Source organism: Rodentibacter sp. Ppn85 (assembly GCF_001999335.1).
In the GTDB taxonomy this organism is placed as follows: Bacteria; Pseudomonadota; Gammaproteobacteria; order Enterobacterales; family Pasteurellaceae; genus Rodentibacter.
In genome coordinates this window covers 23,595-33,912 of the sequence record NZ_MLHS01000024.1, presented here as the reverse complement: position 1 = coordinate 33,912, position 10,318 = coordinate 23,595, and the positions used below count along the sequence as shown (strand labels likewise).

The 10,318-nt window shown below is 36.2% G+C and carries 12 protein-coding genes; 10 read left to right on the top strand and 2 right to left on the bottom strand.

What is annotated here, in order from left to right; all coding sequences use genetic code 11:
* Positions 1 to 5: 5 nt before the first annotated feature.
* A complete protein-coding gene (hypT, locus tag BKL51_RS05155) occupies positions 6 to 896 on the bottom strand; it encodes a hypochlorite stress DNA-binding transcriptional regulator HypT (RefSeq protein ID WP_077465670.1) in 891 nt (296 codons plus the stop codon).
* 225 nt (positions 897 to 1,121) lie between these two features.
* Between hypT and BKL51_RS05150 the strand changes: the two genes are divergently transcribed.
* Together BKL51_RS05150 and BKL51_RS05145 are read left to right on the top strand one after the other, a co-directional pair.
* Positions 1,122 to 1,814, top strand: a complete 693-nt coding sequence (locus tag BKL51_RS05150) for an aspartate/glutamate racemase family protein (RefSeq protein WP_077465669.1) — start codon at positions 1,122 to 1,124, stop codon at positions 1,812 to 1,814.
* A gap of 10 nt (positions 1,815 to 1,824) precedes the next feature.
* Entirely contained in the window at positions 1,825 to 3,129 is a 1,305-nt protein-coding gene (locus BKL51_RS05145) for an anaerobic C4-dicarboxylate transporter (protein WP_077465668.1), read from the top strand.
* Positions 3,130 to 3,197: 68 nt separating this feature from the next.
* On the opposite strand, the gene BKL51_RS05140 is transcribed toward BKL51_RS05145, so the two are convergent.
* On the bottom strand, positions 3,198 to 3,641 hold the full coding sequence (locus BKL51_RS05140) for a LexA family transcriptional regulator (protein WP_143530541.1): 444 nt from the start codon (positions 3,639 to 3,641) through the stop codon (positions 3,198 to 3,200).
* Positions 3,642 to 3,901: 260 nt separating this feature from the next.
* Here BKL51_RS05140 and sstT point away from each other — a divergent pair, with 260 nt between their 5' ends.
* The 8 genes from sstT (at position 3,902) to BKL51_RS05100 (ending at position 10,276) form a co-directional block, all read left to right on the top strand.
* The gene (gene sstT / locus BKL51_RS05135) at positions 3,902 to 5,146 is read left to right on the top strand and encodes a serine/threonine transporter SstT (protein WP_077465666.1); all 1,245 of its coding nucleotides are present in this window, start codon (positions 3,902 to 3,904) and stop codon (positions 5,144 to 5,146) included.
* Between the two features lie 58 nt (positions 5,147 to 5,204).
* Complete coding sequence (modF, locus tag BKL51_RS05130) at positions 5,205 to 6,653, top strand: molybdate ABC transporter ATP-binding protein ModF (RefSeq protein WP_077465665.1); 1,449 nt, start codon at positions 5,205 to 5,207, stop codon at positions 6,651 to 6,653.
* 44 nt (positions 6,654 to 6,697) lie between these two features.
* The gene (locus BKL51_RS05125; protein WP_077465664.1) at positions 6,698 to 7,612 is read left to right on the top strand and encodes an SPFH domain-containing protein; all 915 of its coding nucleotides are present in this window, start codon (positions 6,698 to 6,700) and stop codon (positions 7,610 to 7,612) included.
* Between the two features lie 65 nt (positions 7,613 to 7,677).
* Positions 7,678 to 8,133: an NfeD family protein gene (locus tag BKL51_RS05120; protein ID WP_077465663.1), complete on the top strand. Its 456-nt coding sequence runs from the start codon at positions 7,678 to 7,680 to the stop codon at positions 8,131 to 8,133.
* On the top strand, positions 8,130 to 8,741 hold the full coding sequence (locus tag BKL51_RS05115; protein WP_077465662.1) for an NAD(P)H-dependent oxidoreductase: 612 nt from the start codon (positions 8,130 to 8,132) through the stop codon (positions 8,739 to 8,741). The genes BKL51_RS05120 and BKL51_RS05115 overlap by 4 nt, the downstream gene beginning before the upstream one ends.
* Positions 8,738 to 9,313 carry a molecular chaperone gene (locus BKL51_RS05110; RefSeq protein ID WP_077465661.1) on the top strand — a complete coding sequence of 192 codons (576 nt, stop codon included), beginning with the start codon at positions 8,738 to 8,740 and terminating at the stop codon, positions 9,311 to 9,313. Before BKL51_RS05115 ends, BKL51_RS05110 begins: the two co-directional genes overlap by 4 nt.
* Positions 9,300 to 9,734, top strand: coding sequence for a hypothetical protein (locus BKL51_RS05105; RefSeq protein WP_077465660.1), 435 nt, complete (start codon positions 9,300 to 9,302; stop codon positions 9,732 to 9,734). Before BKL51_RS05110 ends, BKL51_RS05105 begins: the two co-directional genes overlap by 14 nt.
* Positions 9,735 to 9,865: 131 nt before the next feature.
* Complete coding sequence (locus BKL51_RS05100; RefSeq protein WP_143530538.1) at positions 9,866 to 10,276, top strand: hypothetical protein; 411 nt, start codon at positions 9,866 to 9,868, stop codon at positions 10,274 to 10,276.
* Positions 10,277 to 10,318: the final 42 nt, after the last annotated feature.

Below are 10,318 nucleotides of genomic sequence, written 5' to 3'. Positions count from 1 at the left end.
CTACGTCAGCCCCTTTTTTTATCTAGAGAATCCCAAAATTGTTCTGCATAGCTGTTTAATCTTGAGCTTATTCTATAAATATAAGCCTTAATTGGTATTGTTAATTCATTATCATTAAGAATGGTAAGTTTATTCTGTTTCAACTCGTCTTTAATGGAATACTCGGGTAACCAGGCTATACCTTGTTTATTTAGTACCATTTTTTTTAGCAATTCGCTCATAGATGAAACAAATATAGTTTTAAAATTTAGATGAACATAAAGATTTAATTTTCTGTTCACTAATCTTCCCATATATGATTGCTTTGTGTAATTAAGAAGCGGTATATCATTTTGTGAAAAGTTGAATATTGCCTCTTTATTTTGATTAAGCGCACTGACAGGGTAGAGTTTTGATTCTAATATTTCTTTAGATAAAAATGGCTCTTGACTTAATAAATCATCGTAGAAAGAGAAAATGAAATCGCTTTTCCCCTCAACTAATGTTTTTACTGTTTGATCGACATCAATAGCTTCTACTGAATAAATAAATTGATGATGTGATTGGCCAATATCACTGATTAGTTTTGGCATAATTGATAATGATAGTGAATGTGCCGCTGCAAATGTAATATTGGGTTTATTTTGTATATTTTGACCTTGCAGCTCATCAAGATTATATTGAAGTTGTTGTAACAAGTTTCTTGCTTGTGAGTGAAATAGCTTCCCTTCCTCGGTTAATTGTAGTGGTGATGATACTCTATTAAATAGTTTAACGCCTACGGCCTCTTCTAATGCAATGATTCTTCTACTAAATGCTGATTGCGATAGATTTCTATTTTCTGCTGCTTGTGAGAAGTTTCTAGTCTCCTCTAGGATTAAAAAATCTTCTAACCACTTTGTTTCAATGTTTTTCATTATACCCTCCTAGTTATGCATTTTTTGCATAGTATATTCATAAATTAATATGTGTTTAAATTTCAATATTATCTATCGTATTGATTTGTTGAGTAAAATTATCTTATTTTACATCTTTAATACTTTTCTATGCAATATTTGCATTGCTGTTCGATTTGTTGCATTTCCTTTCTTAGACGACTTTTTGCTAAAAATAAATCAATAAAATTTTAATGGGAGATTTATATGAAAAATGTAATTGGGATCTTAGGTGGAATGGGACCGGCAGCGACTGCTGATATGTTTCAAAAATTCATTCAATTTACACCGGCACACTGTGATCAAGAACATATTCCTCTTGTCATTTCCTCTATTCCTGATATTCCTGATCGTAATTCATCAATTTTACATGGTGGAGAATCCCCTTTGATGGCAATGGATGAACGCATACAGGGGTTAGAAAGAGCAGGGGCAAAATGTATTTTAATCGCATGTAATACAGCACACTATTGGTACGATGAATTAAAAGAGCGGTGCCGTGTGGATATGCTTAATATCGTTGATTCCACAATTAATGAAATAATAAAAATGGGTAAAACCAGAATTGGAATTTTAGCTACTGATGCAACTTTAGCAACCCGTCTTTACCAAGCAAAGTTAGAAAATCAAGGTTTAACATGTTTAATTCCTGAGGACAACAGTCAAAAATCAGTTATGGAGAGTATTTATCTTTATAAAAGTGGAGAAATAGATAAAGCGGAAAAATTAATGTTAGTTCAACGTGATGAGCTTATTCGTTGCGGGGCTGAAGTAATTATTTTGGGGTGTACAGAAGTCCCTCTTATTTTACAAAAGGTGATAAAAGATGAACCTACATTATATGAAGATTCAACGGCAGCATTGGTAAGAGCCGCTATTCGTTGGTATAACACAAAATAAGGAGATTATGATGGTTTGGGTCGAGATTTTTGTTGTATTAGCCTCCATTGTTTTGGGGATTCGGTTCGGTGGGATTGCTATTGGTTTATTCGGTGGGTTGGGGTTGGCTATTTTGACGCTAGGTCTTAGACTTCCGATGGGCTTTGTACCTATTGATGTTATTTTAATTATTATGTCTGTATCACTTTCGGCAGCTACATTGCAGGCTACGAGGGGAATGGCATTTTTAGTTCATCATGCGGAAAGATTGATGCGTAAAAATCCAAAGTATATTAACTTTATTGCACCAATTATTACTTGGTTAATGACCATAGTTGCAGGAACCGGTTTTATTGTTTTCTCAACTTTACCTGTGATTGCCGAAGTGGCTAAAGAGTCTGGAATTAGACCCTCTAGAGCACTATCGGGAGCGGTGGTTTCATCTCAATTCGCAGTCGCAGGTTCTCCAATTAGTGCAGCAATGGCCGCTATGATTACGATTATGGAAAACAATTCTGTGACCTTTTTTCAGGTGATGGTGGTTTGTTTACCGGCGTCATTTGTTGCTGCTATGGTGGCAGCTTTCGTAGCCTCTAGACAAGGATGTGAATTACAGGATGATCCAGTTTATTTGCAACGTTTGCAAGATGGCCTTACTTCTAAAACGGCATTTAAAACGACAGAGTTTCCTAAATCATCAAAATTATCGGTCATTATTTTTTTGTTAGCGACAGTAGCCGTTGTGCTTTTTGCAACATTACCAGCATTAAGACCGGTGTATGAAAGCGGTAAGTCAATGGGAACACGTGATATTATTATTGTCATTATGCTTGCATCCGCTTGTTTAATGCTTATCACTAGTAAAACGAAACCGGAAGCAGTTATTACTAATTCCACCTTCCGTTCAGGCATGAGTTCTGTCGCTGTCATTCTTGGTATTGTTACTCTTGGTATTACATTTGTCGATGCTCATCTGGGTAATATTAAAGAAGTCGCAGGAGATGTTTTACAGGCTTATCCTATGTTACTTGCTCCTGTATTATTCTTTACATGTGCTTTGCTCTATTCTCAAGGTTCTACAACTCCTTTAATTATTCCTATTGCTGTTGCATTAGGCGTCCCTAATTGGGCTATCTTAGGTTCATTTGTGGCTGTAACGGGTATTTTCCTTTTGCCAACTTACCCGACTTCATTGGCAGCTATGGAAATGGATACTACAGGTACAACACGTGTTGGGAAATATGTTCTGAATCATCCGTTTATGTTGCCGTCCCTATTGGGGGTTATTGCTGGTGTTGGGTTTGGCTTTATATGGGCTCCAATGATTGTAAGTTAAATTTTAAATAGGGCTTGGCAGGTTCTATTTATAATTAAAGTGTGGTCAATTGTAACCGCACTTTTTTATTAAGCCGCAAATTTTAATGCATTGCGTTTTGATTGAATTTGATGAATAGTATTGGTTACCGTTCCAACAATGGGTAAGTTCGTCCAGTTTTTTGTTTTTATATTCTGTATTTTTGAGTCCAGTGCCATAAAGACAAACTCATCGTCATAGGTGATGAACTCATATATATGAAATTCGATTCCGGTTTTTAATACAACAAGATCGCCGCTGCAAAGCCGTTCATTTTTTTCGACGATTAACATATCACCCTGTTCAATTCCCCACGCCAGCATATTCGGATTTGTTACACGGATAAAGCAGGTTTGCTGAGGGCGTTTGATACAATAGAGATTCAAATCAAGTTTTTTGCTAAATGTGAATCTTTCCCCAACGTCATTAAAAAATGGCATAGGATGATAAGAAAACGTCATATCATTTTGAGCAATCATATCTGTGCGGTTCATCATCTTGTTTCCTTTGAATTGAGTGGTTATTTATACAGGTGTTAATATACTGTTATTTCATACAGCCTGTCAATATGGAATGGAAAAATTTTCTATAAAGCAAAATATTGGAAAAAATAGTGAATATTTGAAAATGGTTAAAGCACCATAAAAAGAGTAAGAAAAGGTTTTCTTTTAGAATAAATTTAAGTTATCTTTAGATTGCCTATGGGGATCAGTAATGATCTGAAGTTTAACCTTAATTTTATTTAAGTTTTATTATGAATGTATCACGTTTATTTTATTTTCTTTTTCAAGGCAATTTAGTAAAGCGAATTGCCATTGGTCTTGTACTCGGGCTCCTTGTAGCACTAGTGAATTCAACTATTGGACAAATGTTAGGATTTGAACTTGCATCAGGTGTTGGAATATTGGGGCAGATTTTCGTCAAAGCACTACGTGCGGTCGCGCCGATTTTAATTTTCTTCCTTGTTATGGCTGCATTAGCGAATAAAAAAGTCGGTTCGAAAAATAATATGAAGGAAATTATTATACTTTATCTTTTAGGAACTTTCTTAGCCGCGCTAGCTGCAGTGATTGCAAGTATGCTTTTCCCTTCGGACGTTGCATTATCTGTGAAAGAGGATATCACTTCAGCTCCACAATCGGTCTCCCAAGTATTATTAACTTTAGTGCTTAATGTTGTTGATAACCCGTTAAATGCAATTTTTAAAGCAAACTTTATTGGGGTGTTAGCTTGGTCTATCGGTTTGGGATTAGCACTTCGTTATGCCTCAGATGAAACAAAACAAGTAGTAGCGGATTTTGCAGAAGGCATTTCCAAGATCGTACACGTCATTATTTCATTTGCACCTCTAGGGGTATTTGGTTTAGTGGCGGAAACTTTATCTGATAAAGGTTTAGGGGCTTTAAGAGGTTATATTCATTTATTAGGCGTCTTAATCGGTGTAATGCTTTTTACTGCATTTGTTCTTAATCCTATTTTAGTTTATTGGAAAATTCGCCGAAATCCGTATCCGTTGGTTTGGACTTGTGTACGTGAAAGTGGCGTAACCGCTTTTTTCACTCGTAGCTCAGCAGCAAATATTCCAGTAAACATTGCTTTGGCAAAGCGTTTAAATCTTGATGAAGAGACTTATTCAGTGGCAATTCCCTTAGGGGCAAATATCAATATGGCCGGTGCAGCTATTACCATTACAGTATTAACTTTAGCGGCAGTATACACACTTGGTATGGAAGTATCTTTTGTTAGTGCAGTGTTACTAAGTGTGGTTGCAGCGCTTTGCGCTTGCGGTGCATCAGGGGTTGCCGGTGGGTCGTTACTACTCATTCCGTTAGCCTGTAGCTTATTTGGTATTTCTGATGATGTTGCGGCACAAATGATTGGCGTAGGTTTTGTGATTGGTATCTTACAAGATTCGACTGAAACGGCATTAAACTCTTCTACGGATGTGTTATTTACTGCGGCAGTATGTATGGAAGAAGAGCGGAAAAATAACATCTAATTTTATAATGTTAAGAAGGTGGGTAAAGCTCGCCTTTTATTTTCTAGGAAGAGGTCATATGGGACTTTTTATTCACAATGCGAAGTTTAAGCTCGATAAAAATCACCACTTAAATTTACCGCACTTTAGCGTTAAACCTAATCAATATTGGGTGATCGTTGGTGGAAACGGTAGTGGTAAAACGGTATTTTCCCTTGCTTTGCAAAATAAATTGCTTTTGGAATCGGGTGCATATAGTAATCAATTTCAACAAATTCAGGCTTTCTCTTTTGAAAAACAGCGCCGGATCTTAGAAACTATTTTAAAGAACCTCAATAATGATGACACGGATCCGCTATATTTTGGTAAAAAGGTTCTCGATATTATCTTAAATGGCAGCGATAATATTAAGCATTGTGAAGAAATTGCAAATAAACTTGGGATACGGGCTTTATTAGATCGATTTTTTATTAAACTCTCAACAGGGGAACTGCGTAAAGTGTTATTTGCACAAGCCTTGTTAAATAAGCCGGATTTATTAATTCTCGATGAGCCTTTTGAAGGACTTGATCAGCAATCGGTAAAAGATTGGATGGTATTATTGGATGAACTGAAATCAAATTGTGCAATTATTCTTATTGTGAATCGTCTATCCGATATTCCTAAACAGGCTACACACTTGGCGATGTTGGATAATCTTGATTTGATTTTACAAGGTGAACGACAAAAAATCGAAATTCAGAGTATTTATCAGCAATTGGTTTATGCTGAAAAAGCCATCAATGTTACTTTGCCGGAGTCCGCTTTGCCCTTACAGAAACTTCCTCAAAATCACCCGCACTTTGAGTTGAAAAATGTGGTTGTTAAATATGGAGATAATATCATTTTAGATCATCTGAATTGGACGGTGAACGCTAAGCAAAATTGGTGGATTAAAGGGCCGAACGGTGCGGGTAAATCAACCTTACTTTCTTTAATTACAGGTGATCATCCGCAGGCTTTTTCTAATGAGGTAAAGATTTTTGGGAAGCTGCGAGGCTCAGGTGAAACCATTTGGGATATTAAACAAAAAATTGGTTATGTAAACAGTCAGCTACATTTAGATTATCGCGTCAATTGTGCTGTTTTAGATGTTATTATTTCAGGTTTCTTCGATAGCATTGGTGTCTATCAGAAAGTGTCGGACGCCATTCGCTTAAAAGCTATGCACTGGTTGGAACGCTTGAATTTAGCCACATTAGCCAGAATACCGTTTCGATCCCTTTCTTGGGGGCAACAGCGTTTGTTATTAATCGCACGTGCTATGGTAAAACATCCGCCGGTATTAATTTTAGACGAACCTTTTCAAGGACTTGATGGGCTTAATCGAAAATTAGTAAAACATTTTATTGAGCAATTGGTTAATAACAGTGATACACAGCTTTTATTTGTTTCACATCAGGATCAAGATGCACCAAATTGTATTACGCATCTTTTTGAATTTGTAAAAGAAAATGGGCAATATTCTTATATACAAAGTGCGCTCTAATTTGATAGACTTTTTACATTTTAAACATAATAGAGGAAAACAAAATGGATGGATTAACGCTAGCCACATTAGTGTTTCTTGTACTAATCATTGTTATTTTATTTTCAACTATAAAAACTGTTCCACAGGGATATAATTGGACGATTGAGCGATTTGGACGCTATACCCGAACATTAATGCCGGGCTTGAATATTGTTGTGCCTTTTGTGGATCGTGTCGGGCGCAAAATTAATATGATGGAACAAGTGTTGGATATTCCTTCACAAGAAGTTATTTCTAAAGATAACGCTAACGTTGCCATTGATGCGGTATGTTTTGTTCAAGTGATTGATGCACGCAGTGCAGCTTATGAAGTCAATCATCTTGAACAAGCGATTATTAATTTAACTATGACGAATATTCGTACTGTGCTCGGTTCTATGGAACTGGATGAAATGTTATCACAACGAGATTCAATTAATGGTCGTTTACTTGCGATTGTTGATGAGGCAACGAATCCGTGGGGGATTAAAGTAACCCGTATTGAAATTCGTGATGTTCGTCCGCCGCGTGAATTGATCGATTCTATGAATGCTCAAATGAAAGCCGAACGTAATAAACGTGCGGAAGTATTAGAAGCAGAGGGGATTCGACAAGCGGAAATTTTACGTGCGGAAGGGGAAAAACAAGCACGTATTTTAAAAGCCGAAGGTGAACGTCAAGAGGCTTTCTTGCAAGCGGAAGCTCGTGAGCGTGCGGCAGAGGCGGAAGCGAAAGCAACACAAATGGTATCTGAGGCAATTACAAGCGGTGATACGAAAGCAATCAATTACTTCATTGCACAAAAATATACGGAAGCACTAAAAGAAATTGGCGGTTCGCAAAATAGTAAGGTTGTATTAATGCCATTAGAGGCTGGCAACTTAATTGGCTCTGTGGCAGGCATTGCAGAATTATTAAAAGGCGATAAAAAAGCCTAAGCATATTTAATTTTTCAAAGTGCGGTTAAAAAATTGACCGCACTTTTTCTATCAAAGGAGACAATATGGCAGAATGGTTAACCGTGTGGTCATTATGGCATTGGTTGGTGCTAGGTTTTGTTTTATTGATTGCTGAAGTGATCATTCCCGGCGTATTTTTACTTTGGTGGGGATTGGCCGCTTTAGTGACTGCACTTGTGCAATTTATTTTTCCGAATTTTGCATTGACAGGATTGGCAATTTTTTATGCGGTTTTGGCGTGTATTCTGTCGGTGATTTGGTGGCGCTATCAATATAATAAAGATAATCGAGATCAGGCTCAGACTACGCTAAATCAGCGAGATCACGCTATGCTTGGTAAACAGGGAACAGTGCGGGAAATTGCGGCAAACGGTATTGGTAGAGGGGCGTTTGACGATACGACTTGGCGTATCCAAGGGGAACATCTTATGGTAAACGATCTTGTAAAAGTGGTGCGTGTAGAAGGTATCACGCTTATTGTAGAAAAGGTAACAGAATGAACCATCTCATTATTTTTGCTCATCCTAATTCTAAAGACAGCTTTGGGCGTGCAGTGGCAGATTGTGTGTTGAAAACCAGCCAAACACTTGGGGTAGAAACCCAATTCCGTAATCTCTATACCATGGATTTTAATCCAATTATTTCTTTTGAAGAATTACAAGCGGTGAATAGCGGCATTATTCCCGAAGAAGTCAAATATGAACATGATCTTATTCGCCAAGCCGATTTAATTACGCTCGTTTATCCCCTTTGGTGGATGGGCTTTCCGGCTCTTTTAAAAGGGTATTTGGATCGGGTATTAAGCCATGGCTTTGCTTACAAAACAGAAAATGGGGAATCTGTTGGCTTGCTGAAAGGGAAACAAATGCAACAATTTATCACACTTGGTAGCAATGTTGATAAGTACAAAGAATTTGGTATTGATAAATCTCTGGATCATTGTTTAGTGAACGGTTTATTTAATTATTGCGGTATTGAAAACGTAACCTATAAGTTATTTGGTGATATTCATTTAATTGATGATGAAGCACGTCGTGCAATGCTTGATGTTGTTGAGCAAAAAACATTGGAAAAATTAACCGCACTTTTAAATGGAAAATCAGTATGAGTATAGAAAAAACACTGAATAATTTTTCTTTAATTAGTCGTTTATTCGGTAACTTATTCTATCGTGCTCCGACAGCTCCTGTGCTTGCCGGTGTTTTTGATTGGTTGCAACAAAAAGGCTTAAACCAAGTGTGGGCATTAGATGCGGATACGGAAAGTCAAGCAGCGTTAGATAATCTTCAGTTAAAAATTGATCTCGCATTGTTAAATCAAGAATATCAAAAATTGTTTGGTACAGGAGGTAATGTTGCTACAGCAATTTCCGCTTATGAGATTGATTTAGCGGATTTTATCGCTTTTCGTGACGAGCGTGGTATGCCGGAAGTGGAAAGTGCGGATCATTTTGCATTACTTTTACTAACGGCTTCTTGGTTGGAAGATAATGTTGATTCTATTTCTGCGCAACGAACCCTATTTGAAGCCTTCTTATTGCCTTGTGCCGCGAAATTTTTAACTCAAATAGAAACTTATGCTACCTTACCGTTTTATTGCTCTTTAGCGTATTTAACGAGAGAAATTTTGGCGGCAATGGCGGATGAATTAGAAGAATATAACAGATATGGCGATATCTAAGTTAAAAAAGATATTCTCTTATTTTCCTTTATTTTGTTGGTATGCAGTCATTATATTTTTACTTTACCATGCCATTGAGCATGCTCATTTAAGTGGAGAACCATTATTTACTGGGGAAGATTATATTGGTTATGCGTTAGTGCTTTTTACACTAAGTTTTCCCCTAGGTAGTCTTTTTATTTTCATTCTATCTCTAGTTGGTTTTGGTGACACTGCATTTTTTAATCCCTTCTCTGCATTTACTTTGACTATTTTTGCTACTCTTGGTTTTTATATTCAGTGGTATATGTTTTATCCTAAATTACGAAAGGCGATATTAAGAAAATACTTTAATGGTTCAGAAAATTATTTTATTTTTGATGTGCTTATTTTTGTTTTGATTGTTCTTCTCGTTTTATCTACTTTTTCTTGGAAGGTGTGAAGTTATTTTTTATATAAATTTTACCTAAGAATTAACTTGTACGAATAATAATGGTTTAGAGTTAAATTGATGAAAGAGCGTAATTACTAATCTTGATATTAATAATTTTGTAAACAAAAAGGAAAACATTGATGAGAATAATAATAGAAACAGCAGAAGAGTTTAAGATGGTTTGGGATGAAGAAATGGGTTCTCTTTATTTTCCAAGAGTTGAAGTTGAAGATGAGCAGATTTGGCTAGATGTTATTGAAAAATACCCTGATTTGGAATATATCGTTGTTCAATATTTAGTTTCTCCTGCTGTATTAGCGAGATTAGCATATAGTAAAGATTCTAATGTTCGATATATGGTGGCTGAAAAACGCCGAATTTTACTTGAAACATTTGAATTACTATCAAATGATAAAGATTATACCGTGCGTATGAGGGTAGCAATTAATGCAAAATGTCCTAAGCATATTTTAGAAAAATTAGCGAATGATAAACATGAAGAGGTTGTAGATTCTGCTATGCGTAGTCTAAAAAAACGGTTTGGAGGGTGATTAAGGATAGGTCATTATTATTTTTTTATAAATACTTCAATC

Excerpts from the sequence above, each read along its gene's own strand:
- BKL51_RS05145 (WP_077465668.1), top strand. The coding sequence starts at position 1,825 with ATGGTTTGGGTCGAGATTTTTGTTGTATTAGCCTCCATTGTTTTGGGG.
- modF (WP_077465665.1), top strand. The coding sequence starts at position 5,205 with ATGGGACTTTTTATTCACAATGCGAAGTTTAAGCTCGATAAAAATCAC.
- sstT (WP_077465666.1), top strand. The coding sequence starts at position 3,902 with ATGAATGTATCACGTTTATTTTATTTTCTTTTTCAAGGCAATTTAGTA.
- BKL51_RS05100 (WP_143530538.1), top strand. The coding sequence starts at position 9,866 with ATGAGAATAATAATAGAAACAGCAGAAGAGTTTAAGATGGTTTGGGAT.
- BKL51_RS05140 (WP_143530541.1), bottom strand. The coding sequence starts at position 3,641 with ATGAACCGCACAGATATGATTGCTCAAAATGATATGACGTTTTCTTAT.
- BKL51_RS05150 (WP_077465669.1), top strand. The coding sequence starts at position 1,122 with ATGAAAAATGTAATTGGGATCTTAGGTGGAATGGGACCGGCAGCGACT.
- BKL51_RS05125 (WP_077465664.1), top strand. The coding sequence starts at position 6,698 with ATGGATGGATTAACGCTAGCCACATTAGTGTTTCTTGTACTAATCATT.
- hypT (WP_077465670.1), bottom strand. The coding sequence starts at position 896 with ATGAAAAACATTGAAACAAAGTGGTTAGAAGATTTTTTAATCCTAGAG.
- BKL51_RS05120 (WP_077465663.1), top strand. The coding sequence starts at position 7,678 with ATGGCAGAATGGTTAACCGTGTGGTCATTATGGCATTGGTTGGTGCTA.
- BKL51_RS05110 (WP_077465661.1), top strand. The coding sequence starts at position 8,738 with ATGAGTATAGAAAAAACACTGAATAATTTTTCTTTAATTAGTCGTTTA.
- BKL51_RS05115 (WP_077465662.1), top strand. The coding sequence starts at position 8,130 with ATGAACCATCTCATTATTTTTGCTCATCCTAATTCTAAAGACAGCTTT.
- BKL51_RS05105 (WP_077465660.1), top strand. The coding sequence starts at position 9,300 with ATGGCGATATCTAAGTTAAAAAAGATATTCTCTTATTTTCCTTTATTT.